The sequence below is a fragment of the Flavobacterium hibisci genome, from assembly GCF_020026925.1.
In the GTDB taxonomy this organism is placed as follows: domain Bacteria; phylum Bacteroidota; class Bacteroidia; order Flavobacteriales; family Flavobacteriaceae; genus Flavobacterium; species Flavobacterium hibisci.
On sequence record NZ_JAIQDW010000014.1, the window covers coordinates 37,366 to 60,155 of the forward strand.

The window sequence follows — 22,790 nt, forward strand, 5'->3', positions numbered from 1 at the left end:
CTTTAAATTTTTAAATTTAACAACTTATTCCGCTCTTCGTAAAAAATGAAAATCCAGTTGTTTTTTAACTAAATCTGCATTTTTTACTTTAACGTAAATTTCGTCCCCTAATTGCAATATACTGTCTGAAGTAGCTCCAACAAGTGCATATTGCTTTTCATCGAAAGTATAATAATCATCTTTGATTTCTCTGATTCTTACCATTCCTTCACATTTATTAGAAACAATTTCAACATAAATTCCCCATTCCGTAACACCAGAGATAACACCAAGGAATTCTTCATCCTGATGATCCTGCATGTATTTAACCTGCATGTATTTGATACTGTCACGTTCAGCATTGGTTGCTAAGCTTTCCATGTTCGAACAATGGAGGCATTTGGTTTCGTACGTTTCTTCGTCTACAGAAGCACCTCCATCCAGATAATACTGCAGTAAACGATGCACCATAACGTCCGGATAACGACGAATTGGCGATGTAAAATGGCTGTAATAATCAAAAGCTAAACCATAGTGACCAATATTATCAGTCGAATATTTAGCTTTACTCATACTTCGAATAGCCAGCGTATCAATTAAATTTTGCTCTTTTTTACCATTCACTTCTTCCATCAAAGCGTTCAGTGATTTTGAAATATCGCCCTTATTTCTAAAGTCAATTTTATAACCAAACTTCGAAATCACCTGCTGCATAGCAATCAGTTTATCTTCATTTGGTTCATCATGGATTCTGTACACAAAGGTTTTCTTTTGTTTACCAATGTATTCCGCGACTTTTCTATTCGCTAAAAGCATAAATTCTTCAATCAGATGATTGGCATCTTTAGAAACTTTAAAATAAACACCTTCTGGTTCACCTTCAGCATCAAGATTGAATTTTACTTCTACTTTATCAAAAGAAATCGCACCATTCTGCATTCTTTTCTTTCTTAAAATTTTAGCTAATTCATCTAATTTTAAAGTTGCTTCAACAATTTCATCTGAAACAACATAAGATTCACCAGTGATGGAAGTTTCCAATGGAATAGTATTGTCTTTGGTTTCAATAATATATTGTGCTTCTTCGTAAGCAAAACGCTGATCGGAGTAAATTACAGTTCTTCCAAACCATTGGTTAATAACTTGTGCGGTTGGCGAAACTTCAAAAACGGCAGAGAATGTATATTTTTCTTCATGCGGACGAAGTGAACAGGCAAAATTAGACAATACTTCAGGAAGCATTGGTACTACCCTATCGACCAAATAAACTGAAGTTGCTCTTTGATAGGCTTCATCATCCAGAATTGTTCCTTCTTCCAGATAATACGAAACATCAGCAATATGAACACCAATTTCGTAATTTCCGTTTTCTAACTTTTTGAAAGACAAGGCATCATCAAAATCTTTAGCATCTTTTGGATCAATGGTAAAGGTAAGCGTGTCACGCATATCACGACGTTTTGCAATCTCAGATTGCTGAATCGAAGTGTCTATTTTTTGAGCATACACCTCTACTTCTACCGGAAAATCTGATGGCAAACCATATTCAGCTAAAATAGCATGAATCTCTGTATTGTGTTCACCGGGTTTTCCTAAAACTTTAATGACAGATCCAAACGGGCTATCAGCTCTTTTTGGCCAGTCTTCAATATTCACTAAAACAACATCTCCATTTTCTGCCTCTCCCATTTTGTCTTTCGGAATAAAAATATCCGTGTACATTTTAGGATTTGCAGTCGAAACAAAAGCAAAATTGGGCTGAATGTCAATTACTCCCACGAATTCTGTTTTATTTCTTTCAACAACTTCAATTACTTCACCTTCAGGACGTTTTCCCTTTCTACGGTTATAAACATAAACTTTGACTTTATCTTTATCTAATGCACGATTCAGATTATTGGTCGGAATAAAAACGTCTTCTGCAAAATCTTCACAAATAAAATAAGCTGTTTTACGGCTTGTCATATCAATAGTTCCTTCGTAATAATCCTGGCTTTCAGCTTTTACTAAATATTTTCCTGGCTCCGATTCGATAATTTTTTTTGAACCAGCCATTATTTTTAAATCTTTTATGATCTGGTTTCTGCTTTTTGTATCATCAAGTTCAAGCTTTGCTGCTATCTGTTTGTAATTAAATGCTTTATTAGGGCTTTTCGATAAAATCTTCAGTATTTTTCCTGAGAAATCTTTCTCATTTTTTATCGGTTTTCTAATTTTCTTACTCATATATCTTTTCTTATAAGGTTTAAAATTACAAATAAGATATCAGATAACAGATTTTAAGATTTAGAATTATTAAAATTATAACTTTAAAAAGCAGATTTTTAGACATTTTTAAATTTCGTATCTTTATAAAAATACCTTTTATGGAAAGCTTTAAAACAATTGCCATATTTAATTTTGAATACGAGACGGTAGTTCTCAAACATTTACTGGAGCAGGAAGATATCCCTTATTTTTTCGAAAACGAAATGACACTTTCAGTCGTACCTTTTTACACTACAGCTCTAGGCGGAATCAAACTTAAGGTTCATCCGAACGATTTTGTACAAGTTCAGCGAATTCTGGACAATCTCAATAATCCGCTTAAAATCGTTTGAGACAATTCAATTCAAACAAAAATTCATTTTAAAAATAAAATTTTTCATTTTCAACTTTTTTAGTTTTCAACATATATTAAATACAACAAAAAAGATTTTTAAAAATTTAAAAAAAATTGATGGTTATTATAGTGTGTTAATATGTCGAATAAATTTATTTTTAAAAGTATTGAAATGAAGTTTCTTTTAGTTATTGGGAGTTATCAACATAGTTATTTGTAGTTAAAATATTAATTTTTAAGCCTTTTTGAATTTTAATTAACAACGGTTGACAACCAAAATTTGATTCATTTTGTAAATAAGTTGATAGGTTCATTTGTGTTGAAAATGGCATTTTTAATATTGATAACTTTTCTAAAAATTCCTGAAACTTTTCTTGCATTTTTGATTTCAGTTTTGGATTAAGTATTTTTTTGACACAACCAAAAAAAACTTCTAATTTTCTATCTCAACTTATCAACATTTCCTGTTAATTTAAAGTTAACTGAATATCAACGAATTAAGAACTCTTATTAACACTATAAAAATTTAACAAAAAAAATGATCTTTATTTATTGAATATCAGTATTTTATATATTTATTAAAAATGTTGATAACTGATAAAGGTTTGAAATTTAGATAATTGCAATTATGTTTTTATATTACATTTTAAGCAACATATTCGAACCACAATTTTCTGTCAATAAACAAAAAAATAGTGAAAATTACTCTTATTTATAGAGAACATTTAATTATTGAGTAAATTTGCACAAACACAACTTAATAGTATTTAAAATGAAAATTTCGATAGGAAACGATCACGCAGGACCAGAGTACAAGAAAGCTATTGTAGCAATGCTTAAAGCAAAAGGATATGAAGTAACCAATTACGGAACAGATTCTGAAGATTCAGTTGATTATCCGGATTTTGGTCATCCGGTTGCCAATGATGTATCTGAAGGAAAAGCTGATTTTGGAATCGTGATCTGCGGCAGCGGAAATGGAATTGCCATGACGGTTAATAAACACCCGAAAGTGAGAGCCGGTTTATGCTGGACAAAAGAAATTGCGGTTTTAGTTCGTTTGCATAATGATGCCAATATTATCAGTATTCCGGCGCGTTTTACATCAATTCCACAAGCAGTAGAAATGGTTGAAACTTTTCTTAGTACTGAATTTGAAGGTGGAAGACATCAAAACAGAGTGAATAAAATAGCTTGTTCGTAAACAAGTCAAAAAAAAATTCGGTGCTTCGCACCTATTATAAGCACACCGGGCCGATTTTTAAATTTGTCCGGTTTTTTATTTAAGCAATTATAATTCAGATTATTAAAATTTAAATAAAATACTTTTTTTGAGTTATCAACAATGTTAATATCTACTTTTTATAATCTAAAAGGGCAATTATAAAAACAGTCTGAATTATTAAAATCACAGCAAACTTTACAATAAAAGAAATTTTACTCGTTTTATGTCTGAATAATAACATTGCGGTTAATAAACTTGGCGAACCACCGATAAAAGCCATCAGAAACAAAGTATTTTCAGGAATTCGTCGATTATTTTTTCTGGCTTGAAACTTATCATATCCGGCGAAAATAAAAACTAAGACATTTATAAATAAAAAATACAGTAATAAAACTTCCATAAACTTAAAATTCAAAACAAAGATATTATTTTAGCGATATAATTAATCCATTTTACAAATGCGAAAGATTATCTAATTTTCAAATTGACACATTATCTCATTCATACAATGACCAACATTCAATTTATTGCCAGATCTGTCCAAACAGCAGCGATTAACATTCAAAACACGGTAAAATTATTAGAGGAAGACTGTACGATTCCGTTTATTTCGCGTTACCGAAAAGACACAACCGGAAACCTTGATGAGACCGTAATTGAGCAGATTGCAAAATTGCAAAAGGATTACGACACACTGATTAAACGTAAAGAAGCTGTTTTAAAATCTATCGAAGAACAAAAAGCGCTTACACCTGATTTGAAGAAAAAAATAGAAGACAGTTTTGATTTACAAGAGATTGAAGATTTCTACCTTCCATACAAAAAGAAGAAAAAAACAAAAGCTGATGTTGCCCGTGAATTTGGATTGGAACCTCTGGCAAAAATTATTATGTCAGAAAGTGATGTAGATGTCGATTTTATTTCGACACAATATATCAATGAAAATGTAATTAATGAAGAAGCAGCCATGCAGGGCGCAAGGGATATTGTTGCCGAATGGATCAATGAAAATATATATGTCCGTAAACAGCTTCGCAGACTGTTTCAGCGAAAAGCGACTATTGCTACAAAAGTCGTTAAAAAGAAAGCAGAGGAAGAAGGAGCACAAAAATTCAGTCAGTATTTTGATTGGGAAGAGCCTTTAAGCAAAACGCCTTCACACCGATTATTAGCTATGCTTCGTGCTGAAAATGAAGGTTTTGTTAAAATGAAAATTGATGTTGATATTGATGATGCGTATGATGTTATTGACGAAATCATCATTAAAAAACAAAACAGCACAACGGCACATCTACAACTGGCGATTGAAGACAGTTATAAACGTTTACTAAATCCGGCTATTGGAAATGAAACGCTGCAGGAAGCAAAAGCAAAGGCTGATGCGAATTCAATTCAGGTTTTTGCTAACAATTTAGGACAGTTGTTATTGGCTCCGCCGTTAGGAGAAAAAAGGATTTTGGCAATTGATCCGGGCTTTAGAAGCGGCTGTAAAGTAGTTTGTCTGGACGAAAAAGGCGATTTATTACACAATGAAACGATTTATCCGCACGCGCCTCAAAACGAGGAAACCATGGCGATCAAAAAAATCCGTTCGATGGTAAATTCGTATAAAATTGATGCTATTTCTATTGGAAACGGAACGGCTTCGAGAGAAACCGAATTTTTCATCAAAAAAATTGCGTTCGACAAACCGATTCAGGTTTTTATTGTTTCTGAGGCTGGAGCTTCGGTTTACTCAGCATCCAAAATTGCGAGAGAAGAGTTTCCTAATTATGATGTGACCGTTCGTGGTTCGGTTTCAATCGGAAGAAGACTTTCAGATCCTTTGGCCGAATTGGTAAAAATAGACCCAAAAGCGATTGGAGTAGGGCAGTACCAGCATGATGTTGACCAGACTAAACTAAAAGAAGAGCTTGACAACACTGTAATTCGCTGCGTAAACTCGGTTGGAATCAATATCAACACAGCCAGTAAACATTTGTTGAGTTATGTAAGTGGAATAGGAGAGAAGCTAGCAGAAAACATTGTTCAATACCGTTCTGAAAATGGACCTTTTGAAGACAGAAAACAATTGAAAAAAGTCCCTCGTTTGGGCGATAAGGCATATCAGCAGGGAGCGGCATTTATTAGAATTGCAAATGCTAAAAATCCGCTGGATAATTCGGCAGTACATCCGGAAGCGTATCCGGTTGTCGAAAAGATGGCGAAAGATTTGAAACTTTCGGTAAACGACTTAATTGCAAACAAAGAGAAAACAGCACTTATTAAGGCCGAAAACTATATTACACCTGAAATTGGTTTACTCACACTAAAAGACATCATAAAAGAGCTTGAAAAGCCAGGATTGGACCCAAGAAAGTCGGCAAAGGTTTTTGAATTTGATGCAAATGTAAAATCAATCAAAGATTTGAAAACCGGAATGATCCTTCCCGGAATTGTGAACAACATTACCAACTTCGGCTGTTTTGTTGATATCGGAATCAAAGAAAGCGGTTTAGTTCATATTTCGCAATTGAAAGCCGGTTTTGTAAGTGATGTGAACGAAGTGGTAAAACTACATCAGCATGTGGATGTAAAGGTGACTGAGGTTGATGAAGATAGAAAAAGGATTCAGTTGACGATGGTTTTGTAGCAAATTCCAATTTTTAAATTCCAAATTCCAAAAACTGGAATCATTAGATAAAGAAACTCCCAAACTACAACTGTAATTTGGGAGTTTTCTTTTTAAAATAATTCTTCCCAATACTATATATTTGTAAGAAATCATTAAATCCCCAAATCATGAAAAAAAACATTTTAATTACAGTTGCCTTTCTATTTTCGATGCTTGCCCATGCAAAATTTAATAAAGCAATTTTATACATGGAAGACGGAACCAAAAAAACCGGTTTAGCCGAAATGGTTGAAAGCGGTGATTCTAAAGTGATTTTTAAAATAGATGAAAAAGCCAAGAAAGAAAAGATTGCAAGTGCTGACATCAAAAAAATCGAGTTTACAGATGATGATGGCAATGAGTTTTTGGCCGAAAAATTATATTTAACTTCAGCAAATGCTTTTACCGGAAAGTTTTCGAAATCAAAGGAGAAAAAATGGTTTTACATTATTTATGACAGAGACATAAAAGTGGGTTGTGTAGATTTTGCAGGAACGATGCAATACAATCCTTCAAAAGGTAAAACTTCAGGACAGTTTGGTGATACAACTTATTATTTTGGAAAGAAAAAAGGGGATGAACTATATTTTGGTTTTTTAAAGTCAAGTGCAGGGATTGCCGTTCATACACAAACAGGTTCCAACATTAAAAAAATGTCTAAAGAAGCTTTTGCAGGATGTCCGAAACTTATCGCTGCTATCGAAAAAGAAGATTTTAAAACCAAAACAGCATTAGAGCAGCTGATTTCTCTTTTCGAAAGAAATAAATGTAAGTAGAACATCGATAATAAAAAAACTCCCAAATTACAATTCGTAGTTTGGGAGTTTTTAGTTTATTTTAATATCACTTTTTTGGTGACAGTTTTGTTATCGTTTGTAATTTTTATGAGATACAATCCAGAAGAATGATTAGCTAAATTAATCTCAGTATTTTCAGAAGATGCTTTTTGTTCTGAAATAAGGTTTCCCTGCGGAGAGAAAACTGTAATTAATGAATTTTCAGGAGCAAAAACAGTAAATTTATCTGCACTTGGATTTGGATAAAGTGAAACAGTAGATTTTTCAATATCGAAATCACCATCGGATAAAGTGGCGCTTGGCGGTAAATAAAAATTACCAGTTAATAAAAACGAATACAATGTTTTTAATGTGTGATTAAAGTAATTACCTGGCTCGTCTGTACTTTTTAAATCAGCATAAGAAGCATCTAAATGAGCCTGATTTTCTCCAGCCATTGCTGCGCATGCAAAAGCACCAACAAAAGGAGCATTGTGCCATTGTCCGATTAGCGTTCCATTTTGGTTATAACCATCTTTAATATTGGCTGTTCCACCAAGAGTTATTCTAACAAAATCTGAGGACTTTTTGGAATACGTTTTGGCTTCCGGAGTTCCGTACCACAAATAATCAACTGCAATTCTCCATGGTGTTCTGACTGCATCGTAGTTGTAAGTCTTACCTGCATTTACATAGCCTCTGGACTGCGCTTCTGCTGAATAACTTCCTGAAGCTTCACACCAGTCAGAAACTAACCCGCCAACAGCGTTATTTACAGTTAAATTATTATTGATGATAACATAAGACTTGGAAGCAACAGCATTCCAAAAAGCAGTATCATTAGTAAAAGCTCCGAAAGCTCTATAATAAGCAGGAGAAAAATAGGAAGGATTGGTAATTGAGCTTCCGCCAAAAGCATCCCCAGGTTTTAGCACAAAAGTATTAGCTTCTATCTCATGGGTCTTAATGGCAGTAATTAAAGTTTTAGCATCATTTTTATAATTGATTGTTCCGGTGCTTCCCCATTGATAATCGGCAACGATAAGGGCAAAAGCGGCGTCGAGTTCGGCATCGGTTGCGCCATTTTGACCAGTAATTACTGAGCAGCCGTTAATTTTCCAGTTCATAACGCCGTTGGCATTTACATTTTCTTTATAGTAGAGCCATAGTCCATCAAAAAGATCTTTATCGCCTTTGTAAACGCTAAGTAGCATTCCGTAGGCAATACCTTCTGAAACCGTTTCCGAAGAATTAAATTTTACTCTCCATCTTCCATTCGAACAGGCTTCTGTAAAATTGGATTTCCATGTATTATAATTATCAGAGGCATCCAGACTATTTTTATTCGTTGCCATTAAGCCATTATTAAAAACAATATTGGCAGGGAAGGGTTTTGTTTGTGAATAATTTTCATAACATAGAAAAATAGTCACCAATAGAAATAGGTTTTTCATATTTATATAAATTTAGGGACCATAAAAGTAAGATTTTTTATATAAATAAAAAAGAATCATAATTTCTATTTAGTTAGTATTCTAAAAAATTGAAATTATGTTATCAAAGCAGTTATAATTTAAACACAAAAAATCCCAACTAAAACTATAGTAGTTTCAGTTGGGATTCTAAAAAAAGAACACTTTGCAGCGTCTTATTTAACTTCTTCTTCTTGTTTTTTAACAGCAGACTGATCGTCTTTGGCAGCGTTTTTAAATTCTTTAATACCGCTTCCTAAACCTTTCATTAATTCTGGAATTTTTTTACCTCCAAAAAGTAACAACACAATACCTACTATAACAAGGATTTCTGTAAGACCTAATCTTCCCATGATTGTATATTTAATGCCGAAGCAAATTGTTCTAATATTTGAGCAAAGGTATAGAAATATACGGAGAACAATAGTTTTTGTGCTAAAATATTTGTTTTGAGCAGCGTTAAATATTTTATAAAATAATAAATTAAATAGTTTTATGCAAATTTCTTCAGCAGTAATTAAAACCATTAATTGTTATATTTGCGAGTATAAATAACCGTAATGCCAAGGAAAAAACACAATTTAAGGAAAAAATTATTCACCAAAAACCGATTGGTTATTTTGAATGAAGATACATTCGAAGAAATTTTTTCGTTTAAACTTAACCTAATGAATGTTTTTGTTGTTTTTTCTTTGGGCGGAATATTCTTAATATTGATCACTACTTATATAATTGCTTTTACACCTTTGCGTGAATTTATTCCAGGATATTCTTCTTCTGAGTTAAAAAAGAATGCTTTGGAACTGGCTATAAAATCCGATTCATTGACCACTTCATTAAAGAAAAATGAAGCCTATATCAAATCCATTCAAAAAGTACTGAACGGCGAATTAGAGTATTCCAAATTCAATAAAGATTCCATTTTGGCTGATTCTGAGGAAATTCCTAAATCCAATATGAATGCCTCAGAAGAAGAAATCAAACTCCGTGAAGAAGTTGCCAGAATAGAGAAGGAGTCAGCAGGTAACAAACCGAACAAAAAGAAATAATACCGCACAAAATGTCAATTAAATCAATAGCAGCAAAAATTTTTGCTAGAAAAATATACAAAAAAACACTTTCCTGGTCTGATAAACCGGTTGAAACTCAACGGAAAGTTTTTAAATATCTGATTGAAAACGCAAAAACAACAGAATTTGGAAAAAAACATCATTTTGATACGATAAAAACAATTGCAGATTTTCAAAAGAATGTTCCAATCCGCGATTATGAGGATTTAAAATCGTATATCGAAAAAGTAAAATTGGGTCAGGAAAATATTCTATGGAAAGGCAAACCCATTTATTTTGCTAAGACTTCAGGAACAACTTCAGGAGCTAAATATATTCCGCTTACCAAAGAATCAATGCCATCTCATATTAATGCGGCGCGTAATGCAATTTTGCACTACATCAACGAAACCGGAAATGCTGATTTTGTAGATGGAAAAATGATCTTTTTGCAGGGAAGTCCCATTTTGACTGAAAAACACGGAATCAATTTTGGCAGACTTTCCGGAATTGTGGCGCACTTTGTTCCGAAATATCTGCAGAGAAACAGAATGCCATCCTGGGAAACGAATTGTATCGAAGACTGGGAGACCAAAGTCAATGCTATTGTAGATGAAACGATTAAAGAAGATATGTCTGTAATTTCAGGAATTCCATCATGGGTTCAGATGTATTTTGAAAAATTACAGGAAAAAAGCGGGGGAAAAAAGATTAGCGAAATATTCAAGAAATTTAATTTGTTCATTTACGGAGGAGTAAACTACGAACCTTATCGTGCCAAATTTGAAAAAATGATTGGCAAAAAAGTAGACAGCATTGAGTTATTTCCGGCTTCAGAAGGATTTTTTGCCTATCAGGATTCTCAAAAAGAAAAAGGAATGCTTCTTTTGCTGAACTCAGGTATTTTTTATGAGTTTATAAAAGCTGATGAATTTTTTACCCAAAACCCCAAAAGATATACCATTGGCGAAGTTGAGACTGGCGTGAATTATGCCTTAATAGTTTCTACAAATGCAGGACTTTGGGGCTATAACATTGGCGATACTATTCAGTTTACTTCTTTGGCTCCGTATCGGGTTATTGTTTCCGGACGCATCAAACATTATATTTCGGCCTTTGGTGAACACGTAATTGCCAATGAAGTCGAAAGTGCAATGAAAGAAGCAACTGCAGGAACTAATATCGTAATAAATGAATTTACCGTTGCTCCTCAAATCACGCCTGCAAGCGGATTGCCGTATCATGAATGGCTGATTGAATTTGAAAAAGAGCCTGAAAATATGGAGGCTTTCGCCGAAGCAATTGACAATTCGATGCGAAAACAAAATATTTACTACGACGATCTAATTACTGGAAATGTTTTACAGAAAGTGGTTGTAACCAAAGTTTCAAAAAATGGTTTTCAGGAATACATGAAATCTCAGGGAAAACTGGGAGGTCAGAATAAAATTCCGAGATTGTCGAATGACAGAAAGATTGCGGATAATTTAAAATAGATAATAATTATCTGTACCGGTTGGGTGAAATTTATTTTTTTTCAATTCTGTCGCATCAACTTAGATAAAAATCTGTGTAAATCTGCTTTAATCTGTGTAAATCTGCGTGAAAAATTAATACGCAAAAGTATTTCACGCAGATTTTAAAGGATTTTCGCAGATCAATTAGATTTAATCCTTAAATGAAGCTATTTTATTCTATTTCACCCAACGGGTTATCTGTTACATTTTGTAAACAATTTGATAAATGCTATTTTAAGCAAAATTAAAGCAATAATTCATAACTTTCGCTTAAATATAATACCTAATCATCTTTAATAAAAGAAGATTTTTAAAATAAAAAACATGAAAGAAACAAAACATATATCAAGATCAAGAGCTCAGGAATCATCTGCGGCGATTGAAAAAATGTACATCACCATGCGTCATTTATTCAATCGTGGTTTTTATAAACCAATGGGAGTTTCAGGCGATAGTTTAAGAGAATCATTATTGGCATTACGTCCTGAAATTTATGGAAATATAGCCGAAGAGAAAGTCGAATTAAACGGGCTTTTGTACGTTATAGAGCGTCTTCCGATAGGAATTGAACAATGCCGTTTCATTAATTTAACTTCAGACGAAGGATATTCAAAATCGCATTTTCAGCCGATTGTTCCTCCAAAAAGAAGAAGAAACTGCTATAGAATCGATGAGGAACAAATGAATGTTGAAATCACGCGTGGCCGTTCAGACATTTACGACATCCTGACACATTTGACTTTTATTTTCATCGAATCACATAAAATCAAAAACAGGGTTTTAATAGACGACGGAGGAGAAGTTTCACGTGACTGGCTCAAACTGGAACAAGCCATACTTCAAACCAAAAAATTGTCTCAGATAGAAAAAGAAAAAGCAATTTCGCATGCCGCTAACATTTTAGCCAGGACATTCGAAGAAGTTTTGGATATTTATGATGCTTTTGGTTCTGAAAATGCACCAGATCGTTTTCTGCATGTAATCTACTGGCTTGGAAAATTAGCCATTGAAGAAATGATCGACAACAATAAAAGAACGATCACTTTTAGTCCGGTTTTAAGAGAACGATTAGGGCATCATATCCATGGTGAAATATGGGCGACCAACATCAAGGAAGTTTTAAAAGCAAATAATCTTTTAAAAAGACCAATTCATATTATTAGTGCAAACATGCACAGTGTTATGAATTCAATATTTGCAACGCCGCTGTTGAAAACGAAATTTAAAGACAAATCGGATTTCTTTATTTATGAAGAATTGAGTAAATCTGCTGCCAAAGATATCAGAAGTTTAGTGGAAGAATTAGCCTTGAAAAACGGAATGATTTCTTTGCCTGACACATCAGGAACTAATATCGATGTGCAGATTTTTGATACTGCCAAAATAGACTGGAGCAAAACTGCCTTTGCTTATGCGAATGTAGGAGAAGAAAAACCGGTTATAATTGTAATGGATTATGCTTTTGGTGAACAGGCTTATGAAACGATTGATGAGCTTTTAAAACCCTATAAAAAAGAAACTTTACTGAATGTAAAATCGGTTTCAATAATGGGAAAAGCCGGAATTCTGGAAGGCGGGAAAGGAGATATTATGATTCCGTCAGCACATATAAATGAAGGAACCGCAGATAATTATTTCTTTGAAAATGAATTAACAGGTGCCATGTTTGAAGGAAATGATATCGCAGTTTATGAAGGAGCAATGGTGACTGTTTTAGGGACATCATTACAAAACAGGGATTTGTTGAAATTTTTTCACGAATCGACCTGGGGTGTAATTGGTCTGGAAATGGAAGGATCTTATTATCAAAAGGCAATTCAGTCGGCATCAAAAATTAGAAAAAGCGTGCCTCAGGATATAAAAGTACGATATGCATATTATGCTTCAGACAATCCTTTAGAAACCGGTAGCACACTGGCTTCAGGTGGATTAGGAACGACAGGCGTAAAGCCAACATATTTAATTACTATTAAAATTCTGGAACAAATTTTAAATCTGAATAATCAGCTTGGAGCAAATTTAATCAGCACAGAAAAAGATAAAAGTTAAATTTATTTTATAAAATTGAAAAAAGTAAATTTGCTGAAGGAAACAAATTAATATGAAAAGAATACTTATTACGGGTGCCGCAGGATTTTTAGGATCACATTTATGCGACAGATTTATCAAAGAAGGCTATTATGTTATTGGAATGGATAATCTGATTACGGGAGATCTTAAAAATATTGAACATTTATTCAAATTAGAGCACTTTGAGTTTTACCATCATGACATTACCAAATTTGTTCATATTCCGGGCGAATTAGATTATATTTTGCATTTTGCATCACCTGCAAGCCCAATTGATTACTTAAAGATTCCAATTCAGACTTTAAAAGTTGGTTCTTTGGGAACACACAATTTATTAGGTTTGGCACGTGTAAAAAAGGCAAGGATTTTAATAGCTTCTACTTCAGAAGTATATGGAGATCCATTGGTACATCCTCAAACAGAAGAATATTATGGAAACGTAAACACGATTGGACCACGTGGAGTTTATGATGAAGCCAAACGTTTTCAGGAATCAATAACCATGGCGTATCATACTTTTCATGGCGTAGAAACCCGAATTGTACGTATTTTTAATACTTACGGACCAAGAATGCGTCTAAATGATGGACGGGTAATTCCTGCTTTTATAGGACAGGCACTTCGTGGAGAAGATCTGACCATTTTTGGAGACGGAATGCAGACACGTTCTTTCTGTTATGTTGACGATCAGGTAGAAGGAATTTACAGATTATTGCATTCTGATTATGTGTATCCGGTAAATATTGGAAATCCGGACGAAATTACAATTAAAGATTTTGCAGAAGAAATTATAAAACTTACCGGAACCAGCCAAAAAGTAGTTTATCATCCATTACCAATAAACGATCCTTTGCAGCGCCAGCCGGATACTGCAAAGGCAAAAGAATTGTTGGGATGGGAAGCTAAAGTAAGCCGTGCCGAAGGAATGAAAATCACATACGATTATTTTAAATCGCTTTCAAAAGAAGAGCTTTCAAAAGAAGAGCATAAAGATTTTTCAAATTATATAAAATAAATGCGGACAAAAACAGGAAAATATTCAGGCTATATTCGTCCGTTCTCCTATTTAATTGATTTGCTTATTGTCAATTTTTTTGCGGTTTATATTGCACATTTTCCTGTAGATCAAATTTTATTTTTAGCCGTATTGAATATTGGCTGGATTGGTATTGCGTCCGATTTAGGTTTTTATGAAGTATATCGCTATACAAAAGTTATCGCAATTTTAAATTGTGCTTTAAAACAAGCCTGCTTATTTGGTTTTGTGGTTTTTGCCCTGGCCTTTTTTTATGCTAAACAAATCAGTTTTAGAACATTGCTGTTTTATTTATGGTTTATTTTTATTCTTATTTTATTCATCAAGTTTTCAATCTACTATTTTCTACAGACTTATAGAGTAGTCTTTGGCGGAAATCACAGGAGAGTTGTCCTGCTAGGCAACAAAGAAAGTATTTCTCCCTTAAGGCATTTTTTTACTGAAAATCCTGATTATGGATATGAATTGATTCATGTTTTTGAATTTGAAAAAGTAAAAACAGAACATATTGAACAAATGTTTGAATTTGTCCTGAATAAAAACATGGATGAAATGTATTGTTCAATTATTGGTTTGACTCAGGATCAAATAAACGAAATTATAGACTTTGCAGACAGTAACCTGAAGACACTGAAATTTATTCCGGACGACAATCAGATATTTTTTAGAAATTTCATTTTAGAATATTACGATTATATCCCTGTAATTGCCCTTAGAAGTATTAAACTCGATGAGCATTTGTACAAGATAATGAAACGAACTTTTGATGTTGTTTTTTCAATCGTCATCATCATTGGAGTTCTTTCGTGGGTATTGCCAATTTTAGGAATTTTAATAAAACTCGAGTCAAAAGGACCGGTTTTACTCAGACAAAAACGCAATGGCCTTAATAACAAAGAATTCGATTGTTATAAGTTCCGTTCCATGAAAATGGGTAATAATGAGTATTCAAACCAGGTTTCTAAAAACGATCCAAGAGTTACGAAAATTGGCAGGTTTATTCGAAAAACCAGTATTGATGAGCTGCCTCAGTTTTTTAATGTTTTGATTGGTGAAATGTCTGTAGTTGGGCCAAGACCTCACATAGTAAGCTATAATAAGGAATATATACTTAAGGTTGACAAGTTTATGGTACGCCATTTTATAAAACCTGGTATTACAGGTTTGGCGCAGGTAAAAGGTTTTCGTGGAGAAATTGAAACTGATAATGATATTATAAACCGTGTAAAGTATGATATTTTTTATATTGAAAACTGGTCCATTCTGTTAGATTTGAAAATTATTGTAACTACAATTTACCATATCATTAAAGGTGATAAAAAAGCATATTGATGAGTGAGTTAGTTTCTATCATAACCCCCACATATAATGTCGAAAAATACATTCGGGAAACCCTGCTGTCGGTAACAAATCAAAGTTATCAAAACTGGGAAATGATTCTGACCGATGACGCTTCAACAGATAAAACGATTGCGATAGTTGAAGAATTTGCATTAAAAGACAACCGGATAAAATTTTTTAAATTACCGGAAAATCGCGGAAATGGTTTTGCTAGAAATGCCGCTTTAGAAAAAGCTAACGGAAAATATATTGCTTATTTGGATGCTGATGATGTATGGTTTCATGAGAAATTAGAAAAGCAAATACAGTTTCTAAAAGCAAATAATTTGCATTTTACTTTTAGTTTTTATGATTCTATAGACGAAGAAGGAAATGATCTGAAAAGAAGGGTAGAATCACCCAATCCGCTGACTTATAAACAATTATTTTTCTGCAATTATATAGGTAATTTAACGGCAATTTACGATGCAGATTATTTTGGCAAAATTATGCTTGAAACGTCACAAAAGCGCCAGGATTGGAGAATTTGGCTGACCATTTTAAAACAAATAAAAACGGCAAAACCTGTTCCGGAACCTCTGGCTTTTTACAGAATCAGAAAGAATTCTGTTTCTTCTTCTAAATTCAAATTAATAAAGCACAATTTTGGAGTTTACAGAGAATTCCACGGATATAATTTGGTATTTGCTGTTTTGTTGATGATGAGATTTTTGTATACGCAGCTGATTGTAAAACAACGATATATAAAGAATATTTAAAACTTGAGTTCGCAATTTGCGACTTTGAAGTATTATTTTTTATATCCAATTTTTACTCTTTCTTCTTCATTTTCTTTTTTCTCCGTCAATTCATCCAAATAAGAAAATACCAATTCTATATTTTATCATGATTCTCTAACTTTTTCCAAATCTGAAGAATATCAACTTTAATTTCAGTTGTGTCCAAAAGCATCTGTCTCACTTCTTGAAAATCCTCATAATTTGAATATTGGTTTGGACGGCTTTGTCACTTTTTAATTAAAAAAATAAATATAAGGTTTTATTTATATTATAAATAAGATTTAAATTGTTTTAGCTTGCCACGATTGGTTCTTTCTAAAACTGTTTTTCGGATGAAAGTGAAGTTTAGATTTGGTTCCAGATATAAATCAATTGCCTGCTTTATTTTGTCGATTTGTTCTGAAATTAATTCTTTTTCAGATATATATTCAATTTCAAAAGTATCCATTTTGGTTTGTTTAATAATGAATTCTTTGACGTTTCCGTCATCTTCAATAATGCTTTTGGTTACGTAATAAAATGTCAGACCAGGCGATTTTTTACCGCTTGGTAAAATGGCAACATCATTGGTTCTTCCAATTAATTTTTTTAGAATTGGTTTTTGTGGAGTACTTTTTTCATCGAGAATTCCAATGTCGCCAATTTCATATCGAATAAAAGGATTTGCTTTGTTGAATAAAGAAGTAATGACAATTTTTCCTTCGGTTTCGTTTGGGACAGGGTTATTGTTTTCATCTAAAATCTCTACAAAAAGTGTTTCAGCATTTACCTGCCATTCTCCTTCAGGATTTTCAAAAGCAATCAAATCCAGTTCAGAAGCACCATATTCACTGATAATTGGAATGCTGAATTGCTTTTCCAATAATTTTTTATCCGATTCAAACAGCATTTCCGAAGTGACAAAACAAGCTTTTAAAGTTGGGCAAATTTCTTTTAAAACAATGTTTTTTTGTTCTAAATATTTAGCAAACAAAACAATCGAACTCGTATAACCGTTGAGGTAATCGAATTTTTTGGTTTTGAATTTTTTCAAAAATTTATCCAAAATAGCATCTGATAAATCAAACACCGGGAATCGAACCCGGCGACTCAAAAAATCCTTGAAACGTTCTTTTTGATATCCAATAATATCCATTGGAATGCCATAAAAACGCGCCTGATAAGATTTGTTAAAATCAATTCCAAACCAGCCAAAACGCATTATATTGGAAGCCCATGTTAAAGCATGCGAATATTTGTCTTTAGCAAAAACAAACGGAGTTCCGCTGGATCCGGATGTTTTGTTGAGGTAGATGTTTTTTTTGGAATAGCCTATTGAAAGCCTGTCTTCAAGAGGTTTCTGTAAATTTTGTTTGTTTAAAACCGGCAGATTTTCCCAATTTTCAGAAGTTGTATTTCCGGCAAATTCGCTGTAAAAGGAATTGTTTTTGAGATGAAAATCAACAATTTCTTTTTTTTTATTTTGAAGAAAAACAGCAAATTCCTCTTCAGAATAATGAATTATTTTATCCAATTCGGCTTTGGCTTTCTTTATCGGAAAACCATTTAATTGAAGTGAAATATCAAAAAGGCGAATCATTAAACAGCTTCTTTTATATGGTAAGGTTTAATAGATCTTAGCTCCTGGCCCTTATTAGATTCTTCTTCTTCAATGTCAAAATCATCCTGAAGACCCAACCAGAATTTAGCTGAATTCCCAAAATATTGACTTAAACGTAAAGCTGTATCAGCCGTAATTCTTCGATTTCCTTTAATAATTTCAGAAATTCTTGTTTGCGGAATTTTTAAATCTTTTGATAAACGGTAGGGTGTAATATTTAGCGGAATTAAAAATTCTTCGGACAAAATTTCTCCAGGATGTATGTTTTTTAATTTTTCCATTTTAATTCTTTTAATGATAATCGACAATTTCAACATTTGATGCGTTTCCGTTTTCCCAACAAAAAATAATTCGCCATTGATTATTAATTCGGATACTGTAAAAATCTTTTAAATTTCCAGTTAGTTTTTCTAGTCGGTTGGAAGGTGGAATTCTCAAATCAATTAAATTTTGTGAATTATTGAGCATTCTAAGTTTTCGTCTCCCTATTTGTTGTATTTCAATTGAAGGTTTTTTGACTACAATACCATTCCAAATTTTTTCAGTTTCTTTTGATCCAAATGAAATTATCATACCTTTCACATTACTAACGTCAAAAGTAAGTAAAATAAATTATTATTTAACGTTAAAAGCCACTATTTTTGCAGCACAACTAAATACAACAACACCATGACAATTTTACTATTGGGATCAGGCGGAAGAGAGCATGCATTTGCATGGAAAATGACACAGAGTCCGCTTTGCGAAAAACTTTTTGTAGTACCTGGAAATGCAGGAACTGCTGCAATTGCTGAAAATGTAGCAATATCTGCTACAGATTTTGAAGCCGTAAAAGCTTTAGTGCTTAAAGAAAATATAAGTTTAGTAGTTGTAGGACCTGAAGATCCATTGGTAAAAGGCATTTACGACTATTTTAAAAATGATGAAAGTTTAAAAAATATTCCGGTTATTGGTCCATCAAAATTAGGTGCTCAATTAGAAGGAAGTAAAGAATTCGCTAAAGAATTCCTGATGAAACATAATATCCCGACTGCAGCTTACGATAGTTTTACTGCCGAAACTGTAGAAAAAGGATGCGAATTTCTAGAAACTTTACAGCCTCCTTATGTTTTAAAAGCAGACGGCTTAGCAGCTGGAAAAGGTGTTTTGATTATTCAGGATCTTGAAGAAGCTAAAACAGAATTACGAAACATGCTGGTTCATGCAAAATTCGGAACAGCAAGTTCAAAAGTGGTTATCGAAGAATTTTTAGACGGAATCGAATTAAGCTGTTTCGTTTTAACTGACGGAAAAAGCTATAAAATTCTTCCAACAGCAAAAGATTACAAACGAATTGGAGAAGGAGATACAGGTTTAAACACAGGCGGAATGGGAGCAGTTTCTCCGGTTCCTTATGTTGATGCCGTTTTGATGGAAAAAATTGAAACCCGTATCGTAAAACCAACAATTGAAGGTTTCCAAAAAGACGGAATCGAATATAAAGGTTTTGTTTTCATTGGTTTGATCAACGTTAAAAACGAACCAATCGTTATTGAGTACAACGTAAGGATGGGTGATCCTGAAACCGAAGTTGTGGTTCCAAGATTAAAATCAGATTTAGTTGAATTGTTCTTGTCTGTTGCGGACCAAAAATTAGGAAACTTTAATTTAGAAGTTGATCCAAGAAGTGCAACAACTGTAATGGTCGTTTCTGGCGGATATCCTGAAGATTTCGAGAAAGGAAAAGTAATCTCTGGTTTAGAAAATGTAACAGATTCTATAGTTTTTCACGCAGGAACAAAATTAGATGGCGAAAACGTCGTTACTAATGGAGGACGTGTAATTGCTGTGACCTCATACGGAGATAATTTTCAGGAAGCCATAAAAAAATCTTACCAAAACATAGATAAACTAAGCTTTGATAAGATGTATTTTAGAAAAGATATCGGTTTTGATTTAATCTAAAAAATAATTCACCAGCCCTTTTTAATTAAAGGGTTTGGTTTTTATTTTAAAAATGAATGAGCCGTTGTATCCTGGTTTTCTGTTCCAGCGTCATCAAAAATACGTAATTGTTTAATCCAATATACGATTGCAGCAGAGCAGATGATCATAAAAATCCAGTTAATAGTGTTTGCACCAAACCATGTAATCAATTCCAAACGACGTAAAAAGTCAAGAGGAGCAAACAAAATGTTAACGAATAAGTATTGTATTCCTTCAAAAAAAGCTGTCATAATTTTTAAAAATTATATGTTATTTATTGTTGTGTAATGCTTTGAAGATAAAATTCGGTTTAATGAATCTTTTTTCAACTCGTTCGGTTTTTCATTTTAAACAAGTAGTATCTTTACAATCACAAAAGTATAAAATATCCTTATGATAACAAGTGTTTTTAAAAAATCTACACCATTAAATTATTCTTTGGTTGTAATTTTAATACTGGTTTTCTTTTTTCTGTATCAAATTCAGGAACCATCATGGATGAGTTCTTATTTTTTAGTGTTTCAAAAAATAAGTTTATTCTGCTTTGTGCTGGCTTCTTTTTTTCTGATAAATTTTATTGTGAAAAAGAATGGGCTCAGTAAAGACAATGGGTACGCTATATTTTTCTATCTATTGCTGCTATTGTTTTTTCCAACAATATTCAATAATCCAAATATCATATATGCTAATTTCTTTCTGTTATTAGCGCTTCGCAGATTAATTTCTTTACAATCTTTAAAATCTTCAAAAGAAAAAATATTTGATGCTTCTTTTTGGATTTTAGTGGCTACGTTATTTCAGTTTTGGTGTATTCTTTTCCTGATTTTGGTTTTTATATCCATTATTTTTCACGTTTCGAGGGATTATAGAAATTGGGTTTTGCCTTTTATTGCACTTTTGGCTGTTGCTTTATTATTTTTAACAGTATCCTTGATTTTTAATTTTGATGCTGTAAAATTTATTCAGGACAGGGCATTTATCGATTTAAGGATTGATTATTTTAAAAATAATTCTGAAAATGGGGCATTCTCAATTTATGTTGCAGTAGTTTTATTTTTTGTGGTTTCAATACTATCAACCTTGTCAAACAGACCGCAGATTGTCCATACTTCATACAAAAAAGTGGTTGCCTGTTTTTTTATAGCGATATTTGTTTTCATTCTTTCACCAGAAAAAAGCAATGATTTATTGTTGTTTAGTATTACTCCTTTGACCATTATGGCATCGAGTAGTGTTGAATATATGCAGCAAAAACTAAATAGGGAAATTACATTCTATGTCCTTATCTGCTGCAGTTTGTTTACGTTTTTCTCTCAGCTATAATTTGTTTCCGTAAGCAAGATCTCCGGCATCGCCAAGACCGGGAACAATATAATTTTTCTCGTTTAATTTTTCGTCCAGGGCAGCAATCCATAAATGACAGTTCTCAGGCAGATTTTTTTCAAGATAGGCAACTCCTTCTGGTGCAGCAATAACAACTGCAATATGAATTTCTTTTGGAACTGCATTCTGAACTAACTTTTCATGAACCGCAACTATAGACTGACCGGTTGCCAGCATAGGATCAAGAAGCAAAACCGTTTTATTATTGAGATTTGAAATCGCCTGATATTCAACTAAAATCTCAAATTCATCATCATTATTCGGATGGTGCCTGCTAGCCGAAACAAAGCTGTTTTCTGCGTGGTCAAAATAGTTTAAAAAACCGTTATGAAGTGGCAATCCGGCCCTTAAAATGGGGCATAAAACCAAATCAGTTTCGATTTGAGTTGTTTTTTTTATACCAAGCGGAGTTTGAATTTCGACATTTTTATAAGGTAAAACCTTGCTCAGCTCATATGCCATAATTTCACCAATTCGTTCTATATTTCTCCGAAAACGCATACTATCGTTCTGAATATTTACGTTTCTGATTTGTGATAAGAAATGATTTAGCACACTATTATTTTCAGAGATATAATGGATTTTCATAATAAATTTTTAGAATTAGCAATTGCTTATAACTGGAAATGAAAAATTAAAGGTTTTTTACCTAACTATAAAAGTATAAAAAGTATCTTTGTAACTCTAAAAATAAATACATGTTTTCAAAATTAGCATATTCAGTTTTCGAACAAAGCATCAAAGATTATCATGAGTTTGATAGTGTTGACCAACCCATAAACAATCCTTTCCCAAAGGATAAATTCGAGCATTTATTGTATTTGAAGAACTGGATTGATACCGTTCAATGGCATTATGAGGATATTATCCGTGACCCGCAAATTGATCCTGTAGCAGCTTTAACTTTAAAAAGAAAAATTGATGCTTCAAATCAGGAAAGAACTGATATGGTAGAATATATCGATAGTTACTTCCTACAGAAATACAGTCACATAAAAGCAAAAGACGGAGCAAAAATAAATTCTGAAAGTCCGGCATGGGCGTTTGACAGATTATCAATTTTGGCTTTAAAAATTTATCATATGCAGGAAGAGGCTACACGTGCTGAAGCCACGCAGGAACACAGAGATAAATGTCAGGAAAAATTAAATATTCTTTTAGAGCAAAGAACAGATTTATCTACAGCAATTGAAGAATTATTGACAGATATCGAAAACGGTGATAAATTCATGAAAGTGTACAAGCAAATGAAAATGTACAACGATGATGATTTAAATCCGGTTTTATATCAAAATAAAAAATAATTTGGCAGACTTGTCCACCCAAATTAAACATATAGCCGT

23 protein-coding genes are annotated in these 22,790 nt (G+C 32.8%); 13 read left to right on the top strand and 10 right to left on the bottom strand.

Annotated features, from left to right (window positions below):
* Nucleotides 1-24: 24 nt before the first annotated feature.
* Nucleotides 25-2,205, bottom strand: coding sequence for a ribonuclease R (gene rnr / locus K8B81_RS14570; RefSeq protein ID WP_223682308.1), 2,181 nt, complete (start codon nucleotides 2,203-2,205; stop codon nucleotides 25-27).
* A gap of 140 nt (nucleotides 2,206-2,345) precedes the next feature.
* Between rnr and K8B81_RS14575 the strand changes: the two genes are divergently transcribed.
* Complete coding sequence (locus K8B81_RS14575) at nucleotides 2,346-2,579, top strand: DUF2007 domain-containing protein (RefSeq protein ID WP_223682309.1); 234 nt, start codon at nucleotides 2,346-2,348, stop codon at nucleotides 2,577-2,579.
* Nucleotides 2,580-2,769: 190 nt separating this feature from the next.
* Here the strand turns inward: K8B81_RS14575 and K8B81_RS14580 are convergent, their stop codons facing one another.
* The gene (locus K8B81_RS14580) at nucleotides 2,770-2,961 is read right to left on the bottom strand and encodes a hypothetical protein (RefSeq protein ID WP_223682310.1); all 192 of its coding nucleotides are present in this window, start codon (nucleotides 2,959-2,961) and stop codon (nucleotides 2,770-2,772) included.
* A gap of 392 nt (nucleotides 2,962-3,353) precedes the next feature.
* On the opposite strand from K8B81_RS14580, the gene rpiB reads away from it, so the two are divergent.
* Nucleotides 3,354-3,785: a ribose 5-phosphate isomerase B gene (gene rpiB / locus K8B81_RS14585; protein ID WP_223682311.1), complete on the top strand. Its 432-nt coding sequence runs from the start codon at nucleotides 3,354-3,356 to the stop codon at nucleotides 3,783-3,785.
* Nucleotides 3,786-3,936: 151 nt separating this feature from the next.
* On the opposite strand, the gene K8B81_RS14590 is transcribed toward rpiB, so the two are convergent.
* Nucleotides 3,937-4,206, bottom strand: coding sequence for a DUF1294 domain-containing protein (locus tag K8B81_RS14590; RefSeq protein WP_223682312.1), 270 nt, complete (start codon nucleotides 4,204-4,206; stop codon nucleotides 3,937-3,939).
* A gap of 108 nt (nucleotides 4,207-4,314) precedes the next feature.
* Between K8B81_RS14590 and K8B81_RS14595 the strand changes: the two genes are divergently transcribed.
* Both K8B81_RS14595 and K8B81_RS14600 read left to right on the top strand, forming a co-directional pair.
* Complete coding sequence (locus tag K8B81_RS14595) at nucleotides 4,315-6,438, top strand: Tex family protein (protein WP_223682313.1); 2,124 nt, start codon at nucleotides 4,315-4,317, stop codon at nucleotides 6,436-6,438.
* 149 nt (nucleotides 6,439-6,587) lie between these two features.
* The gene (locus tag K8B81_RS14600) at nucleotides 6,588-7,235 is read left to right on the top strand and encodes a hypothetical protein (protein WP_223682314.1); all 648 of its coding nucleotides are present in this window, start codon (nucleotides 6,588-6,590) and stop codon (nucleotides 7,233-7,235) included.
* A 56-nt stretch (nucleotides 7,236-7,291) separates the two neighbouring features.
* Here the strand turns inward: K8B81_RS14600 and K8B81_RS14605 are convergent, their stop codons facing one another.
* Complete coding sequence (locus K8B81_RS14605) at nucleotides 7,292-8,689, bottom strand: glycosyl hydrolase family 8 (protein ID WP_223682315.1); 1,398 nt, start codon at nucleotides 8,687-8,689, stop codon at nucleotides 7,292-7,294.
* Nucleotides 8,690-8,883: 194 nt separating this feature from the next.
* A complete protein-coding gene (locus K8B81_RS14610) occupies nucleotides 8,884-9,060 on the bottom strand; it encodes a Sec-independent protein translocase subunit TatA/TatB (RefSeq protein WP_163396186.1) in 177 nt (58 codons plus the stop codon).
* A 207-nt stretch (nucleotides 9,061-9,267) separates the two neighbouring features.
* On the opposite strand from K8B81_RS14610, the gene K8B81_RS14615 reads away from it, so the two are divergent.
* From K8B81_RS14615 to K8B81_RS14640, 6 genes are all read left to right on the top strand, one after another.
* Nucleotides 9,268-9,756 carry a peptidase gene (locus K8B81_RS14615; RefSeq protein ID WP_223682316.1) on the top strand — a complete coding sequence of 163 codons (489 nt, stop codon included), beginning with the start codon at nucleotides 9,268-9,270 and terminating at the stop codon, nucleotides 9,754-9,756.
* An 11-nt stretch (nucleotides 9,757-9,767) separates the two neighbouring features.
* The gene (locus tag K8B81_RS14620) at nucleotides 9,768-11,252 is read left to right on the top strand and encodes a GH3 auxin-responsive promoter family protein (RefSeq protein WP_223682317.1); all 1,485 of its coding nucleotides are present in this window, start codon (nucleotides 9,768-9,770) and stop codon (nucleotides 11,250-11,252) included.
* 345 nt (nucleotides 11,253-11,597) lie between these two features.
* A complete protein-coding gene (locus K8B81_RS14625) occupies nucleotides 11,598-13,322 on the top strand; it encodes a DUF6909 family protein (protein ID WP_223682318.1) in 1,725 nt (574 codons plus the stop codon).
* A 52-nt stretch (nucleotides 13,323-13,374) separates the two neighbouring features.
* Nucleotides 13,375-14,358: a UDP-glucuronic acid decarboxylase family protein gene (locus tag K8B81_RS14630; protein ID WP_223682319.1), complete on the top strand. Its 984-nt coding sequence runs from the start codon at nucleotides 13,375-13,377 to the stop codon at nucleotides 14,356-14,358.
* Nucleotides 14,359-15,711 carry an exopolysaccharide biosynthesis polyprenyl glycosylphosphotransferase gene (locus tag K8B81_RS14635; RefSeq protein ID WP_223682320.1) on the top strand — a complete coding sequence of 451 codons (1,353 nt, stop codon included), beginning with the start codon at nucleotides 14,359-14,361 and terminating at the stop codon, nucleotides 15,709-15,711.
* Nucleotides 15,711-16,478, top strand: a complete 768-nt coding sequence (locus tag K8B81_RS14640) for a glycosyltransferase family 2 protein (RefSeq protein WP_223682321.1) — start codon at nucleotides 15,711-15,713, stop codon at nucleotides 16,476-16,478. The genes K8B81_RS14635 and K8B81_RS14640 overlap by 1 nt, the downstream gene beginning before the upstream one ends.
* Nucleotides 16,479-16,767: 289 nt before the next feature.
* Here K8B81_RS14640 and K8B81_RS14645 read toward each other — a convergent pair whose 3' ends face one another.
* Genes K8B81_RS14645 through K8B81_RS14655 form a run of 3 tightly spaced genes read right to left on the bottom strand, consistent with a single transcriptional unit; the run spans nucleotide 16,768 to nucleotide 18,672 of the window.
* Nucleotides 16,768-18,078 (bottom strand): phenylacetate--CoA ligase family protein, encoded by a 1,311-nt coding sequence (locus K8B81_RS14645; RefSeq protein ID WP_223682322.1) that lies wholly within the window; start codon nucleotides 18,076-18,078, stop codon nucleotides 16,768-16,770.
* Entirely contained in the window at nucleotides 18,078-18,380 is a 303-nt protein-coding gene (locus K8B81_RS14650; RefSeq protein ID WP_025571315.1) for a HigA family addiction module antitoxin, read from the bottom strand. Before K8B81_RS14650 ends, K8B81_RS14645 begins: the two co-directional genes overlap by 1 nt.
* A 10-nt stretch (nucleotides 18,381-18,390) precedes the next feature.
* Nucleotides 18,391-18,672 carry a type II toxin-antitoxin system RelE/ParE family toxin gene (locus K8B81_RS14655; protein ID WP_025571313.1) on the bottom strand — a complete coding sequence of 94 codons (282 nt, stop codon included), beginning with the start codon at nucleotides 18,670-18,672 and terminating at the stop codon, nucleotides 18,391-18,393.
* A 96-nt stretch (nucleotides 18,673-18,768) separates the two neighbouring features.
* Between K8B81_RS14655 and purD the strand changes: the two genes are divergently transcribed.
* Nucleotides 18,769-20,043 (top strand): phosphoribosylamine--glycine ligase, encoded by a 1,275-nt coding sequence (gene purD / locus K8B81_RS14660; RefSeq protein ID WP_223682323.1) that lies wholly within the window; start codon nucleotides 18,769-18,771, stop codon nucleotides 20,041-20,043.
* A gap of 41 nt (nucleotides 20,044-20,084) precedes the next feature.
* Here the strand turns inward: purD and K8B81_RS14665 are convergent, their stop codons facing one another.
* Nucleotides 20,085-20,315 (bottom strand): DUF6341 family protein, encoded by a 231-nt coding sequence (locus tag K8B81_RS14665; RefSeq protein ID WP_025571310.1) that lies wholly within the window; start codon nucleotides 20,313-20,315, stop codon nucleotides 20,085-20,087.
* Between the two features lie 142 nt (nucleotides 20,316-20,457).
* On the opposite strand from K8B81_RS14665, the gene K8B81_RS14670 reads away from it, so the two are divergent.
* Nucleotides 20,458-21,387 (top strand): DUF6427 family protein, encoded by a 930-nt coding sequence (locus tag K8B81_RS14670; RefSeq protein ID WP_025571309.1) that lies wholly within the window; start codon nucleotides 20,458-20,460, stop codon nucleotides 21,385-21,387.
* On the opposite strand, the gene upp is transcribed toward K8B81_RS14670, so the two are convergent.
* Nucleotides 21,382-22,035, bottom strand: a complete 654-nt coding sequence (gene upp, locus K8B81_RS14675; protein ID WP_223682324.1) for a uracil phosphoribosyltransferase — start codon at nucleotides 22,033-22,035, stop codon at nucleotides 21,382-21,384. The two genes, K8B81_RS14670 and upp, sit on opposite strands and share 6 nt — an antisense overlap.
* Nucleotides 22,036-22,145: 110 nt before the next feature.
* On the opposite strand from upp, the gene K8B81_RS14680 reads away from it, so the two are divergent.
* Nucleotides 22,146-22,751, top strand: a complete 606-nt coding sequence (locus K8B81_RS14680) for a DUF4254 domain-containing protein (RefSeq protein ID WP_025571306.1) — start codon at nucleotides 22,146-22,148, stop codon at nucleotides 22,749-22,751.
* The last annotated feature ends 39 nt before the right edge of the window (nucleotides 22,752-22,790 follow it).

Excerpts from the sequence above, each read along its gene's own strand:
- K8B81_RS14580 (WP_223682310.1), bottom strand. The coding sequence starts at position 2,961 with ATGCAAGAAAAGTTTCAGGAATTTTTAGAAAAGTTATCAATATTAAAA.
- K8B81_RS14605 (WP_223682315.1), bottom strand. The coding sequence starts at position 8,689 with ATGAAAAACCTATTTCTATTGGTGACTATTTTTCTATGTTATGAAAAT.
- K8B81_RS14635 (WP_223682320.1), top strand. The coding sequence starts at position 14,359 with ATGCGGACAAAAACAGGAAAATATTCAGGCTATATTCGTCCGTTCTCC.
- K8B81_RS14665 (WP_025571310.1), bottom strand. The coding sequence starts at position 20,315 with ATGACAGCTTTTTTTGAAGGAATACAATACTTATTCGTTAACATTTTG.
- K8B81_RS14625 (WP_223682318.1), top strand. The coding sequence starts at position 11,598 with ATGAAAGAAACAAAACATATATCAAGATCAAGAGCTCAGGAATCATCT.
- K8B81_RS14615 (WP_223682316.1), top strand. The coding sequence starts at position 9,268 with ATGCCAAGGAAAAAACACAATTTAAGGAAAAAATTATTCACCAAAAAC.
- K8B81_RS14680 (WP_025571306.1), top strand. The coding sequence starts at position 22,146 with ATGTTTTCAAAATTAGCATATTCAGTTTTCGAACAAAGCATCAAAGAT.
- K8B81_RS14610 (WP_163396186.1), bottom strand. The coding sequence starts at position 9,060 with ATGGGAAGATTAGGTCTTACAGAAATCCTTGTTATAGTAGGTATTGTG.
- purD (WP_223682323.1), top strand. The coding sequence starts at position 18,769 with ATGACAATTTTACTATTGGGATCAGGCGGAAGAGAGCATGCATTTGCA.
- K8B81_RS14640 (WP_223682321.1), top strand. The coding sequence starts at position 15,711 with ATGAGTGAGTTAGTTTCTATCATAACCCCCACATATAATGTCGAAAAA.
- K8B81_RS14630 (WP_223682319.1), top strand. The coding sequence starts at position 13,375 with ATGAAAAGAATACTTATTACGGGTGCCGCAGGATTTTTAGGATCACAT.
- rpiB (WP_223682311.1), top strand. The coding sequence starts at position 3,354 with ATGAAAATTTCGATAGGAAACGATCACGCAGGACCAGAGTACAAGAAA.
- K8B81_RS14620 (WP_223682317.1), top strand. The coding sequence starts at position 9,768 with ATGTCAATTAAATCAATAGCAGCAAAAATTTTTGCTAGAAAAATATAC.
- K8B81_RS14600 (WP_223682314.1), top strand. The coding sequence starts at position 6,588 with ATGAAAAAAAACATTTTAATTACAGTTGCCTTTCTATTTTCGATGCTT.
- K8B81_RS14590 (WP_223682312.1), bottom strand. The coding sequence starts at position 4,206 with ATGGAAGTTTTATTACTGTATTTTTTATTTATAAATGTCTTAGTTTTT.
- rnr (WP_223682308.1), bottom strand. The coding sequence starts at position 2,205 with ATGAGTAAGAAAATTAGAAAACCGATAAAAAATGAGAAAGATTTCTCA.
- K8B81_RS14595 (WP_223682313.1), top strand. The coding sequence starts at position 4,315 with ATGACCAACATTCAATTTATTGCCAGATCTGTCCAAACAGCAGCGATT.
- K8B81_RS14645 (WP_223682322.1), bottom strand. The coding sequence starts at position 18,078 with ATGATTCGCCTTTTTGATATTTCACTTCAATTAAATGGTTTTCCGATA.
- K8B81_RS14575 (WP_223682309.1), top strand. The coding sequence starts at position 2,346 with ATGGAAAGCTTTAAAACAATTGCCATATTTAATTTTGAATACGAGACG.
- K8B81_RS14650 (WP_025571315.1), bottom strand. The coding sequence starts at position 18,380 with ATGGAAAAATTAAAAAACATACATCCTGGAGAAATTTTGTCCGAAGAA.
- K8B81_RS14670 (WP_025571309.1), top strand. The coding sequence starts at position 20,458 with ATGATAACAAGTGTTTTTAAAAAATCTACACCATTAAATTATTCTTTG.
- upp (WP_223682324.1), bottom strand. The coding sequence starts at position 22,035 with ATGAAAATCCATTATATCTCTGAAAATAATAGTGTGCTAAATCATTTC.
- K8B81_RS14655 (WP_025571313.1), bottom strand. The coding sequence starts at position 18,672 with ATGATAATTTCATTTGGATCAAAAGAAACTGAAAAAATTTGGAATGGT.